The sequence below is a fragment of the Acinetobacter sp. YH12218 genome (genome assembly GCF_013417925.1).
Lineage (GTDB): Bacteria > Pseudomonadota > Gammaproteobacteria > Pseudomonadales > Moraxellaceae > Acinetobacter > Acinetobacter amyesii.
Map to the genome: position 1 here is coordinate 1 of NZ_VPDB01000043.1, position 15,597 is coordinate 15,597.

Consider the following 15,597-nt stretch of genomic DNA (forward strand, 5'->3'; position numbering starts at 1 on the left):
TTATAATCATCGAAGAATTCAAAAGGGTTTGGGTTTTAAGACACCAAATCAAATGGCCGAAGACTTTTATAAGTTGGCTGCCTAGAATCTCCCAAGGGAAAGTCTCCTGATAATTCAGCGTATATCAGTTCAGGCTTAGGCCGTGTTTTTTATATTCTTTATTATTTGATGATGTTGGATCTTCAAACTCTGCAGCTTCTTCTTCATCGGTAAAATGATAACGTGACCAATCACTTTCCGTGTAGTCGTAAGTAAGGGAGCCGTGGATTTTGCCAATTTCAGTATTTGGGGCACAAGTTTCAGCATTAACTACACCACCTGTAAATTCGCCGTATGCTGCAGAAACATTACTATCGATCAATTCTAATTTACAAATTAAATCGGTATTTAGGGCCATCCCTTGTGAGCCACCATCAAGCTTGCCTGAATAGGAGTCGCCACTTGCCAGAGGGTCAATGTTATTGGTGGTATTGACGCCGTTAATTACAAATTTATTTCGGTAAGTTTGCGCGCCATTAATAGAAATCTCGGATGATCGTAGCTCAGCCTGTGAATCTGCAGAACGTTGTTCACGGCTAAACTGCACATTTGGATTAACTTTTAAAAAGTCTGTGATATTTTTCGAGCTATTCGGCGTTTTTTCTAAATCTTCTTTGGTGTAGACGGTTTTACCTACTTCTTGTTTGGCTTTGACTTCAACTTCAATCGGCGTCATTTTGAGGTTATTGCTTTGAATAACTTGAGTTGAATCAATTTCATTGGCATAAGCTTGAGATGCTAAAGCAGTCAAAATTGCGATATTAAGAGGAGAATAGGCAAAGCGCATGGCTGTCAATAATTATGCAGATAAAAACGATAGCGATTATCATTAACTTTACAAAAATAATCAATAGAAATGAGAATTATTTGCAATAGGTGTTTTTTTAATACACAGCGATTTCAGTGAATGAAAATTTTAACTAATCAGTAGAGGTGGTGATGTGTATTCAATAGACTTGAATATTCAGCTTGGAGAAAGTCTGAATAAAAATTGGCGTCCCTACGGGGATTCGAACCCCGGTTACCGCCGTGAAAGGGCGATGTCCTAGGCCTCTAGACGATAGGGACGTTTAGAAGATGGCGGTATCTTATTGATCCGCCATCATAGTGTCAAGTAGGCGAGGGCCGAGTTTGTTCAAAATATAACAGAACAGTTCTGCGGTCTTCTGAGTATCGTAAAGTGCAGAGTGTGCTTCTTTACCATCAAACTCAATACCTGCTTGAATACATGATTTTGCCAGCACAGTTTGTCCAAACATTACAGCGCTCAAAGTCACTGTATCGAATACGGAAAAACTATGGAAAGGATTTTGATTTTTTGTCCCTGTACGTGCAATAGCTGCCTGTACAAACCCTAAATCAAAATGGGCATTGTGACCAACTAAAACAGCATGAGTGCAGTTTTGTTGACGACGTACTTCATTCACTGACTTAAAAATACGTTTTAATGCTGATTTCTCATCTTCAGCCATGGCCATACGCATCGGATTAAATGGATCTACACCAATAAAATCCAGTGAACGACGGTCAAGGTTGGCACCTTCAAACGGATTGATATGTGCATGGTGGGCTTCACCCGGTACAAAATTACCTTCTGCATCATACACAATAGGAATAGCTGCTATTTCCAGTAAGGCATCGGTCTGTGAATTAAAACCTGCTGTTTCGACATCGACTACAACAGGTAAGAATCCACGGAAACGTTGACCAATGACTGGTCGAGTTTCATCTGTCACACTTTTCTCCATTGGATGGTCTTACCCGCATACAACGGAATAATTTTTTCGCCATCCAAGTAGTCTAAACTTTCAGGGATCACTTGATCTTCTTTTACCAAGGTAATGGTATTGGTATTTCGAGGGAGTCCGTAGAAGTCTGCACCAAAGTGGCTTGCAAAACCTTCTAAACGGTCGATTTTACCGACTTGATCAAATGCTTGAGCGTATAGCTCAATTGCTGTTGGTGCACTATAACATCCTGCACAGCCACATGCATTTTCTTTAGCATTTTTTGAGTGCGGCGCACTGTCTGTACCTAAGAAAAATTTAGGGTTCGCACTGGTCGCGACTTCGAGCAAAGTTTGCTGATGGGTTTGACGTTTTAAAATCGGTAAGCAATAGAAATGCGGTTTAATACCACCCACCAACATATCATTACGGTTAAATAATAAATGTTGTGGTGTGATTGTCGCAGCGACATTACGGTCTTGTTCTAATACAAAATGCGCAGCTTCACTGGTGGTGATGTGTTCTAGTACCAATTTTAATTTAGGGAACTGTTTTAACAGTGGAGATAGCACTTCATCTAGGAAACGTTTTTCACGGTCAAAAATATCGACATGGTTATGCGTCACTTCACCATGTAACAGTAATGGTACTTGGTGTTCTTCGAGCTGCTCAATCACACCATATACTTTACTAATGTCACTGACACCACTGTCCGAGTTCGTGGTTGCACCTGCTGGATAGAGCTTAATGGCATTAACATGCTCAGATTCTTTAATTTTTTTAACTTCACTTGCAGGTGTGTTGTCTGTGAAATAGAGCACCATGCGCGGGTCAAAGTGAACGCCTTCAGGAACATGTGCCATGATACGTTCACGGTATGCATTTGCTTCTTCAACGGTTTTTACCGGTGGTACGGTGTTTGGCATACAAATCGCGCGAGAGAATTGTTGTGCTAAATCAGGAACTGTACGCTTTAGGGCTAGACCGTCACGTAAATGTGCATGCCAATCATCTGGCTGAAGAAGAGTAATCGTATTCACAGCGATTCCAAGCTTGGAAATAAAACAAATGATAATGCAAATAATGTGAAAATGGTAACGAGATTTATGTACAAATGACTGAACAGATATAAATAAAGAATAAAAACTGTGGTATTTTTAAATGACTAAAAAAATTAGATAAATGCTTGGAAATGGAATACAAGTATAACCTTGCAAAGTTGCAATACGATAAAGAAAAAATAGAGGAACTGATTACACGGCAAACTCGTCGTGTAGGGGAAATGTTTCCTAAAAAACTGGAAACTCAATTTTGGACTTTAAGTCTCGATCGTGCACAAACCAACATACGTCATTTTTTTTGGATGGGAGTGTTGATCTACTTTGTGCTCACGATGCTGATCATTCCCGGAGATTACTGGATAATTAATCAACAGCATTTTGTGCATGATTTTATTCGTTGTTTGCTTGGTCAGCTCAATGGTGCGCTGTGTCTTTTGGCTTTATATACCTTTGCCCGTTACGACCGTCTGAAGCCTTATTTTTCACATGCCAGTATGTTTGTAGTGTTTTGGGCTGTTATTTCAATGTCTTGGCTCACCATGACCGTGTATACCGAAGCACTTAAACATCAGGCCATGATGATCCTTTGTATGATTTACATCTTGAGCTATATTTTGACGGGGGTAAAACCGGTCCAAATGTTGATGTCTGGATTGTTGGCTGCTGTGGTCACCATGTTGATGCTTTTTTCATTAGAAGTGAAATTTGATGTGATGGTGTTGGGGCGTGTACTGATTGGAAGCTGTGTATTGGGTTTTGCAATCAGTAAGATGCTCTGTGCGCGTGAACGGATGATATTTTTGAATATGCTGCGCGCGGATATTAGTGAAAAAATCCATCGTATTCATACCACAGAGCTTTTACATTTAAGTCAGCATGATGAATTAACCAAGATTTCAAACCGACGTACTTTTGATGAAATGCTTGATACCTTTTATGAGCAATCTCGACGTAATAACACCTCGCTTGCTGTGCTATTTATCGATGTTGATCATTTTAAAAACTATAACGATTTCTACGGTCATCAAAAAGGCGATGATGTAATTTCAACCATTGCCAAAACCATTAAAAATGCCATTCGACATATGGATTTTGTAGCGCGATATGGTGGTGAAGAATTTGTGGTTTTATTGCCTGAAACCGATGCGCATGGTGCTTATGCGGTAGCGTCAAATATTTATAAAGCAATCGATCGTTTAGAAATTCCACATGCCAAATCACAGGTTTCAAATCACGTCACTATTAGTTTGGGTATTACGGTATATCGTGCTGAAAATATGACGAAGGATGAACTGTTAAATATTGCCGATCAGGCGTTGTATCGTGCGAAACAATTAGGCCGGAATCAAATTTACTATCAGTCGATTCGTTCAGCACATGTGGCTTAATGTTTAATAAAATTGAGAACTTCTCTGAAATCGGCAATAAAAAACCGCGCAAAATGCGCGGTTTTTTATGACTCAACAAATCTTATTTGTTTTTGTCTTTTAATTGAGGCACTGCAGAACCTGTACCTACTGCAAGTAAGCCAGAGTTTGTGTAGATACCTAATTTAGCGCGAGTATCTGTGATATCCAGGTTACGCATAGTCAATTGACCGATACGGTCAGCAGGACTAAACATAGAGTCACCTTTCTCCATAGTTAAACGCTCAGCTTCATAAGTGAGGTTAGGAGATTCAGTGTTTAGAATAGTGTAGTCATTACCACGACGAAGTTCTAAAGTCACAGTACCAGTGATTGCTTTAGCAACCCAACGCTGCGCAGTTTCACGAAGCATTAATGATTGAGAATCGAACCAACGACCTTGGTAAAGAAGACGACCTAAACGCAGACCGTTAATACGGTATTGTTCGATGGTGTCTTCGTTATGAATACCAGTCACTAAACGTTCATAAGCGATATGAAGAAGTGCCATACCCGGAGCTTCGTAGATACCACGAGATTTTGCTTCAATGATACGGTTTTCGATTTGGTCAGACATACCTAGACCATGACGACCACCGATACGGTTAGCTTCAAGAATGAACTCAACTGGGTTTTCGATGCGTTTGCCATTTAATGCAACAGGGAAGCCTTCTTCGAAAGTTACAGAAACTTCTTCAGCTTTTACTTCTACGTCATCTTTCCAGAACGCAACGCCCATGATTGGGTCTACGATTTTGATACCCGCATTAAGGTATTCAAGATCTTTTGCTTCGTGAGTCGCACCTAACATGTTTGAGTCAGTTGAGTACGCTTTCTCTTTTGACATTTTGTAGTCAAAACCATTGTCGATCAGGAACTGTGACATTTCTGCACGGCCGCCTAGCTCGTCAATGAAAGTTTGGTCTAACCAAGGTTTGTAAATTTTTAGCGATGGGTTAGTCAACAGACCATAACGATAGAAACGTTCAATGTCGTTACCTTTATAAGTCGAACCGTCACCCCAGATGTTTACGTCATCTTCTTTCATTGCGGTTACAAGCATCGTACCTGTAACTGCACGACCAAGAGGAGTCGTGTTGAAATAAGGCATACCACCAGTTGAAATGTGGAAAGCGCCACATTGAATAGCCGCAATACCTTCTAAAGCAAGTTGTAAACGACAATCAACTAAGCGAGCTTTAACTGCGCCATACGCCTCCGCTTTTTTTGGAATCGCATCGTAGTCGTCTTCATCAGGTTGACCTAAGTTTGCTGTGTAAGCATAAGGTTCTGCACCTTTTTGTTTCATCCACAAAAGCGCAGCTGAAGTATCTAGACCACCAGAGAAGGCAATACCAACTTTTTTGCCAACTGGGACATTCTGCAAGATAGTTGCATTATCAGTCATTGTTAATCCTAACGATATAAATATAGGCACCGAGAATGGGTGGCCTGAAAGAATACATATATGTGCCCGATTGTAGCACTTTTCTGCAGGGTTTTTCTAAAAAATCATGAGATACAAGCGATGAGGTAGAAAAAAATGATCGTTGAAATCTATTGATGAATACTTCATCCAGTTTTTGCGGGCGGAAAAGGCATTTTCTGAAAGAAATAGGTTGCACATATAAAGAAATCTATTTGATTTAAATAAATGGTCATACCAATATGGTATTGATTTGGTTTTTATACTTTTCATTGAAATGAGACTGAGGTCAAACAAAGCGTGGTTATTAGACTAAAGTATATTTTATAAAGTTTAGTTGTAAATAATAAATACAAAACAGATATTTAAAAGTTGATATGGAGGTTTTTAAACGGAAAAATAATGTTTTTGTATTTTATATTGGTCATACCAAAAACAAGAAAAGCTTGAATGATTGAGTTGAAATAATTAAAAATTGCGGAGTATTTCAGCAATAGTATGAGTTTTTATGTCTTTGATTTTTATATTGGTCATACCAATGTGAAAAGACCACATGCTGATATTGCTCAATAATTAAATCTTAGTAAGCATTTCAAGGAGATGACAATGCTTCAATGGCAGCAAATATATGACCCAATGGGGAATATATGGATATCAAGTTTAATTGCGCTCATTCCGATTATCTTTTTTTTCTTGGCGCTTGCTGTATTTCGTTTAAAAGGCAGTGTGGCAGGTACGATCACCGTTGTACTGGCACTTTTGGTGTCTTTATTTGCCTATGACATGCCTGCGCTTATGGCATTGGCTTCGATGGTCTATGGTTTCTTCTATGGTTTATGGCCAATTGCATGGATCATTATTGGTGCGGTGTTCCTGTATAAAATTTCAGTCAAAACAGGGCAGTTTGACATCATCCGTTCTTCGATTCTTTCCATTACTGAAGATCAACGATTACAGATGCTGTTAGTTGGCTTTGCTTTCGGTACTTTCCTCGAAGGTGCGGCGGGCTTTGGTGCCCCTGTGGCGATTACTGCAGCACTATTGGTAGGTTTAGGCTTTAAGCCTTTATATGCGGCAGGTCTTTGTCTGATCGTAAATACAGCGCCAGTGGCTTTTGGTGCGATGGGTATTCCAATTATCGTTGCTGGGCAAGTGTCTGGTGTTGATACGATGGAAATCAGTCAGATGGTTGGTCGACAGTTGCCATTTATGGTACCGATTGTACTGTTTTGGATTATGGCGATTATGGATGGTTGGCGCGGTGTGAAGGAAACTTGGCCTGCAGTTGTGGTTGGCGCGAGTAGCTTTGCGATTGCACAGTACCTAACGTCGAACTTTGTCGGTCCTGAATTACCAGATATTACTGCGGCGATTGCGTCTTTAGTGTCATTAACGATTTTATTTAAATATTGGCAGCCTAAACATATTTTCCGCTTTGCAGATCAAGATGCGGCGATGAGTGAAGATGTTGCTGCACAAAAACAGCAAAAATATAGCTTGGGTCAAATTGCAAAAGCATGGTCGCCATTTGCGATCTTAACGGTGATGGTTACGATCTGGAGTATTAAACCGTTTAAAGATTTATTTACTAAAGACGGTGCCTTACATGATTTGGTTATTTCGATCAAAGTGCCATTTTTACATCAATTGGTTCAAAAGATGCCGCCAGTCGTACCTGAAATGAAGGACTACGATGCCATCTATAAATTTGATTGGTTTTCGGCAACAGGTACAGCAATTGTCATTGCTGCGATCATTACCATTATTTTCTTAAAAATGAAGCCGAAAGACGCGATTGTGACCTTTGGTGAAACCATTAATGAATTAAAAATTCCAATTTATTCGATTGGGATGGTGTTGTCTTTTGCTTTTATCGCCAACTATTCAGGTATGTCTTCGACCTTGGCTTTGGCCCTTGCACATACAGGTCAAGCCTTTACCTTCTTCTCGCCATTTTTAGGATGGCTTGGTGTATTCCTCACGGGTTCAGATACGTCAGCCAATGCGCTATTTGCAGCATTGCAGGCGACTACTGCACAACAAATCGGTGTGCCAGAAGTATTACTCGTTGCTGCTAATACCAGTGGCGGTGTGACAGGGAAAATGATTTCACCACAGTCAATTGCAATTGCATGTGCGGCAGTCGGGTTGGTAGGTAAAGAGTCGGATTTATTCCGTTTTACCGTAAAACACAGTATAACGTTCACAATCATGATGGGGATTTTAATCACCCTACAAGCTTATGTGTTCCCTTGGATGATTCCATAACACGAATTGTGTAACAACGTTAAGGAAAGCAGATGAAAGTCTCTGATAAAACTGTTCAAAGTCTTCGTGTATTGATTGAACAAAGCAATATGCAAGTTGGAGATCGTCTGCCTGCTGAACGGAAATTGTGTGAACAACTTGGCGTCTCACGCACCTCTTTACGCGAAGCGATTTCTCAATTGACCAGCATGGGCGTGTTGGTCAGTAAAGTCGGTGCAGGGACTTTTTTAAAGCAATTACCAGCGACTTGGTCGAGTTATCAAATTGTGCAGCCCATCAGCAGTTTGATTAGTGAAGACCCTGCCTACCGTTTTGATGTGCAAGAGGCGCGCATTATTTTGGAAGGTGGTACTGCATGGTATGCGGCACAACGTGCTACAGCAGAGGACTTGGTACATATCCGACATTATTATGATCAGATCAATCATTTTCAGGCTTTAGGCAATGACGATGAAGCAGCGCGTGCAGATGCCAAATTTCATTTGGCGATTGCTGAAGCTTCACACAATTTAGTGTTGATTCAGATGATGCGTGGTCTATTTGATCTGTTGCAATTTAATGTCGTTTTAGGTCGTCGAAAAGTTTATAGCGAAGCACACCGATTTGATCAATTGCATGATCAGCATTTTCAAGTCATGAATGCAATTGAACGTCGTGATCCTGAAGCTGCACGTAAAGCAGTCTGTGGACACATTGAGTTTGTAGTACAACAGGTGCGCATGATTGATGAAGAAGAAGCTCGTCGTCAGCGCGCCAGTCGATTAAACAGGATATAAGCATGATTATTTCTTCTGCCAATGACTACCGTGAAGCGGCACGTCGTCGTTTACCGCCATTTTTATTTCATTACATCGATGGCGGGGCGTATGCCGAATATACCTTAAAGCGTAATGTAGAAGATTTATCAAAAATAGCGTTGCGTCAACGTGTGCTGAATGACATGTCACAGCTGAGTCTAGAAACCCAACTGTTTAATGAAACCTTATCGATGCCTGTGGCTTTATCACCTGTGGGTTTAACAGGGATGTATGCACGCCGCGGCGAAGTTCAAGCAGCCGTTGCTGCAGATAAAAAGGGCATTCCATTTACGCTGTCTACCGTTTCAGTATGTCCTATTGAAGAGGTGGCGCCAGCGATTCAGCGTCCCATGTGGTTTCAGTTATATGTGCTACGTGACCGTGGCTTTATGAAAAATGCCTTAGAACGTGCCAAAGCTGCAGGCTGTTCAACTCTGGTTTTTACCGTGGATATGCCTGTTCCGGGCGCACGTTACCGTGATGCACACTCGGGGATGAGCGGCCCAAATGCTGCCATGCGCCGCTATATGCAGTCGTGTTTCCACCCACACTGGGCGTGGAATGTGGGTTTATTAGGTCGTCCGCATGACTTAGGGAATATTTCTAAATACTTGGGCAAACCAACAGGTTTAGAAGATTATATCGGCTGGTTGGGTAATAACTTTGACCCATCAATTTCATGGAAAGATCTTGAGTGGATTCGTGAATTTTGGGATGGCCCGATGGTCATTAAAGGAATTTTGGATCCTGAAGATGCCAAAGATGCAGTGCGTTTTGGTGCAGATGGGATTGTGGTTTCAAACCACGGTGGTCGTCAGCTGGATGGCGTTTTATCTTCTGCACGTGCGCTTCCACCAATTGCAGATGCAGTCAAGGGTGATATTAAAATCCTCGCGGATTCGGGTATTCGTAATGGTTTAGACGTGGTACGTATGCTGGCGTTGGGTGCGGACACCTGTATGCTCGGTCGTGCTTTTGTTTACGCATTAGGTGCTGCGGGTGGAGCGGGCGTTTCAAATCTTTTAGAACTGATTGATAAAGAAATGCGTGTTGCCATGACTTTAACGGGCGCGAAAACCATTGCAGATATTACATCTGATTGTTTGGTGAAGTTAGAGAAAGAGTTGGCTGAGTAAGTTTTTAATAATTTCTATTGTATGAAAATGGATAGTGTGAAGTTGTTTTAATTCACAATGTAAATCTCCCCTAACCCCTCTTTATAAAAGAGGGGAATGTTGCAAATTAATTGATTGTAAAATTTGCAATACTCTCCCTTTGTAAACGGAGGGGCTTGTTTTTACTTGAATTGATCTAGGTAAAAGAAAAGTCCCCCTTTGGAAAAGGGGGATATAGGGGGATTTCAAATATGGAATTTATCTTTGCACTTTGAATTCGAATATAAGAAGTTAAATGAATAAATAAACATTATTCCTTAATTAAAATTTGGAATAGGAAAACTCCTTATGCAAACTCAATTATCTCCACCGCAAACTATTCAAAAGCTCATAACTATTGTTGGTAAACAACACGTTTTAACTGACGATAAAGATACACGTTTATACCGCCAAGGTCGTCGTTACGGTGCAGGGAAAGTACTGGCTGTTGTTGCACCGGGCTCATTACTTGAGCAATGGCACGTACTGCAAGCAGCTGTAGATGCAAATTGTATTGTGATTATGCAGGCCGCCAATACTGGTTTGACAGGTGGTTCAACGCCTTTTGGTGATGACTATGACCGTCCTGTGGTTCTGATCAGCACGCGTCGTTTGGTTGGCATTCAGGTGATTAATAATGGTCAACAAGTCATTTGTCTACCGGGTGCGACATTAGACAAGCTTGAAAAAGATTTGGTGCCATTTAATCGTGAACCTCATTCGGTGATTGGTTCTTCGTGTATTGGGGCATCGGTTTTGGGCGGCGTGTGCAATAACTCAGGGGGTGCTTTGGTGCGCCGCGGTCCTGCCTATACAGAGCTTGCACTGTATGCACGAGTGAATGAGTCAGGTGAATTGGAGCTGATCAATCATTTAGGTGTCAATCTTGGCAATACGCCTGAAGAAATCCTCACAGCGCTAGAAAATAAAAAATATCAAATCAATGACATTGTGAATAATTCAAGTTGCTGTGCATCAGATCAACGCTACTCACATGATGTTAAACAAGTCGATGAAAATACACCTGCACGTTTTAATGCAGATCCGAGTCGACTATTTGAAGCATCAGGTTCAGCGGGTAAAGTCTGCGTCTTTGCCGTACGTTTAGATACCTTTGAAAAAATTCCTAGTCAGGTGTTTTATGTGGGAACCAATTCACAAGATGATTTAACAGAAATTCGTCGTTTTCTACTAAAAGATCTTGCACGCCTCCCGATTGCAGGTGAGTACATTCATCGCGTGGCATACGATATTGGGGCTGAATACGGTAAAGATTCTTTTGTATTTATCGAAAAATTTGGCACCGCAAAAGTTCCTGCTGCTTTTGCCATGAAAGATAAAGTCGATGGCTATTTAGAAAAACTGGGTTTGCAAGGTTTATCGGATAAAGTTTTACAACTCGTCACTAAATTTATGCCGAATCATCTGCCAAAACGTATGAATGAGTTTCGTGATTTATATGAACATCATTTGATGATTCGTATTGAAAATCAGGATGTTGATCAAGTTGATCAGTATTTGAAAAGGTATTTTTTAGATAGAACGTCAGGCAATTATTTTAAATGTACGGATGAAGAAGGACGCAAGGCATTTTTACATCGTTTTGCGGTGGCGGGTGCTGCCATTCGATATCGTGATACGCATCGTTCAGAAGTGGAAGACATTGTTGCATTGGATATTGCATTACGTCGCAATGATCGTGAATGGGTGGAAACTTTGCCGAACGCCATGGATGAGCAAATTATCCATAAACTCTATTATGGACATTTTCTCTGTCATGTTTTTCATCAAGATTATATTGTGAAAAAAGGTGTAGATCCTTTGGCAATGGAACATGCAATGTGGCATTTACTCGATGATCGTGGTGCTGAATATCCTGCGGAACACAATGTTGGACATTTATATGTGGCTAAGCCTGCATTAAAAAATCATTATCAAAAACTGGATCCGACTAATAGTTTTAATGTCGGGATTGGACAAACCAGTAAGCTGAAACATTGGAAATAATGCTTTTAAAAACAACATGCCGTGATGTGAAAGTTCACGGCTTTTTTATGAGTGAATAATTTATGCGTAACACGGTATTGACCATAAAGGCGAAGAATATTTTCTAAATTGTCATCCCAAAATATAAAAAAAACGCTAAAGTGTTATGCAACAAGTTGCAAAGCCAAAATAAGGATTCAGCATGACAACGACTAGCTATGCAAATATTTTAAAGCCTTTACATTTGGGTTTTACCACGATTAAAAACCGTGTCGTGATGGGGTCCATGCATAGTGGGCTAGAAGATCGTTTTTATAATTATCCTAAGCTTGCAGCTTATTTTGGTGAGCGTGCGAAAGGTGGTGTCGGCCTGATTATTACAGGCGGTATCTCGCCAAACCGTCAAGGTTGGCTGTTACCTGCTGGCGGTACCATGAATACGTTAGGTGATATCGCTCCACATCGCTTGGTGACCCATGCCGTACATAAACATGGCGCCAAAATTTTAATGCAAATCTTGCATGCTGGGCGTTATGGCTATCAGCCTTTTGCAGTGTCAGCAAGTCCGATTAAATCTCCGATTTCACCTTTTAAACCACGTCAATTAACGGACAAACAAATTCTTTCAACCATTGATGATTATGTCAAAACTGCAAGCCTTGCACATAAGGCCGGCTATGATGGTGTTGAAATTATGGGGTCAGAAGGCTACTTGCTGAATCAGTTTTTAAGCCGTCATGTCAACCAACGGACAGACCGTTGGGGCGGTGAAATTGAAAATCGTATGCGCCTTGCAGTTGATATTGTGAAATCGATACGTGCTGAAGTGGGTGAGAAATTTATTATCTGCTTCCGTTTGTCATTGCTTGATTTGGTTCATGATGGGAACACTATGGCAGAAGTCATTACTGTTGCCAAAGCGTTGGAAGCAGCAGGTGTGACGTTGTTGAACACGGGGATTGGTTGGCATGAAGCACGTATTCCGACAATTGTGACCTCAGTGCCTCGCGCAGCATTTGTGGATTATACCGCTGAAGTCAAAAAACATGTTGCGATACCTGTCATTGCGTCAAACCGTATCAATATGCCAGATACAGCTGAAGAAATTTTGGCTTCAGGCAAGGCAGATATGGTGCAAATGGCACGTCCATTCTTGGCAGATCCATTTTGGGTGAATAAAACTGCGACCAATCGTGTCGATGAAATTAATACGTGTATTGCCTGTAACCAAGCCTGTTTAGATCATACTTTTAAAAATCAGCGTGCGACGTGTTTGGTCAATCCACGAGCGGCATATGAAACAGAATTGGTTTATTTAAAAACCAAAAAACCGAAGCGTATTGCAGTCGTCGGTGGTGGCGTGGCAGGTATGTCTGCTGCAACGGTAGCGGCAAGCCGAGGTCATGCCGTGACTTTATTTGAAGCTAGTGCAGAGGTGGGTGGTCAATTTAACTTGGCAAAAGTCGTTCCCGGTAAAGAAGAATTTCACGAAACGATTCGCTACTTTAAAGTTCAAATCGAAAAAACGGGTGTGGATTTGCGTTTAAATACGCGCGTAAACCGTGAGCAACTTGAACGTGAAGGGTTTGAGGAAGTTGTTATTGCAACAGGTGTAGTTCCTCGCAGCTTGAAAATCGAAGGTAGTGATGCACCGAATGTTTTGTCTTATGCAGAAGTGCTGAAAGGCGCAGCTGTGGGCAATAAAGTTGCTGTGATTGGTGCAGGCGGCATTGGCTTTGATGTATCTGAATTTTTACTCAAACCACCACATCAGCCACAACCAATGCCTTTAGCGGATTGGCAGCGAGAGTGGGGTGTCGATCCAAATCCGAACTATGTAACAGAAGGCGGTATGCAGGCTGCTGAGATCGAACCTCCTGTTCGTGAAATCTACTTATTACAACGTAAAACAACTGCACTCGGTGCAGGGTTAGGCAAAACATCAGGTTGGGTACACCGTGCACAATTAAAGAAAAATGCGGTTCGTATGCTGCGTGGTGTTCAATACAAAGCCATTAGTGATGAAGGGCTTTGGGTTGAACATGCAGGGCATGATCAATTATTACGTGTAGATACGATTGTTGTCTGTGCAGGTCAGGAATCGGTGAAGCATTTGATGCCAGAACAGGGTGAGAAAACCCTTGCCAATTACCATATTATTGGTGGCGCAAAACTAGCAGCAGAGTTAGATGCGAAACGCGCAATACGTGAAGGTGCGGAGCTTGCGGCTAAACTTTAAGGATTTGGCGAAACAATATTCATTTGAAAGGTTTAGTTGTAATTTTTACTTGTCAGATGAATAAAACCTCCGTATTATGGCGCACATGGAAGCGTGGCAGAGCGGTTTAATGCACCGGTCTTGAAAACCGACGAGGGCGCGAGTCCTCCGTGAGTTCGAATCTCACCGCTTCCGCCAAATTCAAAAAAGCCCCTGTAGTGATACAAGGGCTTTTTTTTGTCTTAGATTTTAATTTGAGACGGCAATCTTATTCATTAGTATTTTTAAGCAATGCTAAAAATGGATATCAGACTTAAAATTCAAGTCAGAAATTAATACAAGGGTTGTCAAAGGTAGAATTAAAAGTAAGAGAAAAGAATGTTTATAGATTGATAGTGTAGAATTTATTTTTAATGGCCTATTTATTTAAATCTTTCACAAGCATTGGGCAGAGCTATGATCGCTTATTTTGAAAAAATATCAATTGTATTTTATTTGATCAATTGTTTTGAAGTGTTAGCAAGGCTTGGCAAGAGAATTGAAAGTGCTATATTTAAATCACGGTAGGTCATAAAACGACGCTACCAATAAGTTGGACGGATCAATGACAGCTCGTTGAGTTTAGTAATGTTTAAGATGTTTTTGAATATTACAGACAAGAAATCAGCACTAGCCTTCCAACATAGAGCCCGCAGCAATGCGGGCTTTTTAATGTCTTTCAAAATGTGAAAATATAGTGTTTTTGTCAAACAATAATTAAATAGTCAATCTATGTTATTGATATATATTTACTAAAGTAAAATAAGTTTACATTGCCATGAAATCTAACATTTACAAAGCAGGTTGTTGCGTAAAGGTGTGATATAAACAATTCAATTATTAAAACAAGTAGAGACGTCACTATGACACAGATGATCGATATTAAAGTGAAGGACCAATTTAGTCAGGTTTATGAAGCACAAGCTTTGGTGCGTAATCCTTCAGAAGAAGATTCAAGAGCGCTGTTTCATCGCATTGAACATATCATTATTGCAGGTGAAATCATCCTACCCAGTATCGAATTACTTTTTGAAAGTCAAAAATCGGACAGTATTTACAAGCTTTTAGAAGCTTAAATTGAATGAATAAAAAACTCACCTTAATGGTGAGTTTTTTTTTAGAGATAGAACTTTAAGCTATTTGATCTGCTTTAAATTGATTCAAAATATAAGACAGTAACTGATAGCGTGTCATCGGGTTGCTAGAAGACAGTTCAACGTCTTGTTTACGCACTTGAATTTCTTGAGTTAAAACACCAGCTTGAAAACGTTGTACGATCATATGATCTTTTGATACATCATGGTCGGTCAGCACCAGTTTTGGTCCAAGGTGCAAATGTCCAATCGCATCTAGACATTGTTCTAGGCTGCTATATAGGTTGAAAAGGATGAGTGCCTGATCATTAGAATAATTGGCTAAGTTCATTTTTATTATCCGTGGTCAAAAATTATTGAGCAGGAATAGTGTATACGAATT

At 40.6% G+C, this 15,597-nt stretch carries 12 protein-coding genes and 2 tRNA genes; 8 read left to right on the forward strand and 6 right to left on the reverse strand.

Translation table 11 applies throughout. From position 1 onward, the window contains the following. Nucleotides 1-124: 124 nt before the first annotated feature. From FTV03_RS12015 to pyrC, 4 genes are all read right to left on the reverse strand, one after another. The gene (locus FTV03_RS12015; protein WP_180041530.1) at nt 125-826 is read right to left on the reverse strand and encodes a Plug domain-containing protein; all 702 of its coding nucleotides are present in this window, start codon (nt 824-826) and stop codon (nt 125-127) included. Between the two features lie 205 nt (nt 827-1,031). Beyond that, nucleotides 1,032-1,107 (reverse strand) — tRNA-Glu (locus FTV03_RS12020). Nucleotides 1,108-1,127: 20 nt separating this feature from the next. After that, nucleotides 1,128-1,787 carry a ribonuclease T gene (gene rnt, locus FTV03_RS12025; RefSeq protein ID WP_180041531.1) on the reverse strand — a complete coding sequence of 220 codons (660 nt, stop codon included), beginning with the start codon at nt 1,785-1,787 and terminating at the stop codon, nt 1,128-1,130. Then, complete coding sequence (pyrC, locus tag FTV03_RS12030) at nt 1,772-2,806, reverse strand: dihydroorotase (RefSeq protein WP_111885770.1); 1,035 nt, start codon at nt 2,804-2,806, stop codon at nt 1,772-1,774. The genes rnt and pyrC overlap by 16 nt, the downstream gene beginning before the upstream one ends. A 152-nt stretch (nt 2,807-2,958) precedes the next feature. On the opposite strand from pyrC, the gene FTV03_RS12035 reads away from it, so the two are divergent. Next, nucleotides 2,959-4,215 (forward strand): diguanylate cyclase, encoded by a 1,257-nt coding sequence (locus FTV03_RS12035; protein ID WP_180004192.1) that lies wholly within the window; start codon nt 2,959-2,961, stop codon nt 4,213-4,215. 82 nt (nt 4,216-4,297) lie between these two features. Here the strand turns inward: FTV03_RS12035 and argG are convergent, their stop codons facing one another. Further along, the gene (gene argG / locus FTV03_RS12040; RefSeq protein ID WP_078189146.1) at nt 4,298-5,641 is read right to left on the reverse strand and encodes an argininosuccinate synthase; all 1,344 of its coding nucleotides are present in this window, start codon (nt 5,639-5,641) and stop codon (nt 4,298-4,300) included. Nucleotides 5,642-6,259: 618 nt separating this feature from the next. On the opposite strand from argG, the gene lldP reads away from it, so the two are divergent. From lldP to FTV03_RS12075, 7 genes are all read left to right on the forward strand, one after another. After that, complete coding sequence (gene lldP / locus FTV03_RS12045; protein ID WP_180041532.1) at nt 6,260-7,927, forward strand: L-lactate permease; 1,668 nt, start codon at nt 6,260-6,262, stop codon at nt 7,925-7,927. Between the two features lie 32 nt (nt 7,928-7,959). Beyond that, complete coding sequence (lldR, locus tag FTV03_RS12050) at nt 7,960-8,703, forward strand: transcriptional regulator LldR (RefSeq protein WP_180041533.1); 744 nt, start codon at nt 7,960-7,962, stop codon at nt 8,701-8,703. A gap of 2 nt (nt 8,704-8,705) precedes the next feature. Continuing rightward, a complete protein-coding gene (gene lldD, locus FTV03_RS12055) occupies nt 8,706-9,860 on the forward strand; it encodes an FMN-dependent L-lactate dehydrogenase LldD (RefSeq protein ID WP_180041534.1) in 1,155 nt (384 codons plus the stop codon). A 327-nt stretch (nt 9,861-10,187) separates the two neighbouring features. Further along, nucleotides 10,188-11,885 carry a D-lactate dehydrogenase gene (gene dld, locus FTV03_RS12060; protein WP_180041535.1) on the forward strand — a complete coding sequence of 566 codons (1,698 nt, stop codon included), beginning with the start codon at nt 10,188-10,190 and terminating at the stop codon, nt 11,883-11,885. A 181-nt stretch (nt 11,886-12,066) separates the two neighbouring features. Next, nucleotides 12,067-14,103: an NADPH-dependent 2,4-dienoyl-CoA reductase gene (locus FTV03_RS12065; RefSeq protein ID WP_180041536.1), complete on the forward strand. Its 2,037-nt coding sequence runs from the start codon at nt 12,067-12,069 to the stop codon at nt 14,101-14,103. Between the two features lie 87 nt (nt 14,104-14,190). After that, nucleotides 14,191-14,280 (forward strand) — tRNA-Ser (locus FTV03_RS12070). Between the two features lie 704 nt (nt 14,281-14,984). Next, nucleotides 14,985-15,197 carry a hypothetical protein gene (locus tag FTV03_RS12075; RefSeq protein WP_078189132.1) on the forward strand — a complete coding sequence of 71 codons (213 nt, stop codon included), beginning with the start codon at nt 14,985-14,987 and terminating at the stop codon, nt 15,195-15,197. Nucleotides 15,198-15,252: 55 nt separating this feature from the next. Here the strand turns inward: FTV03_RS12075 and FTV03_RS12080 are convergent, their stop codons facing one another. After that, entirely contained in the window at nt 15,253-15,546 is a 294-nt protein-coding gene (locus FTV03_RS12080; RefSeq protein WP_180004201.1) for a hypothetical protein, read from the reverse strand. Nucleotides 15,547-15,597 lie beyond the last annotated feature (51 nt).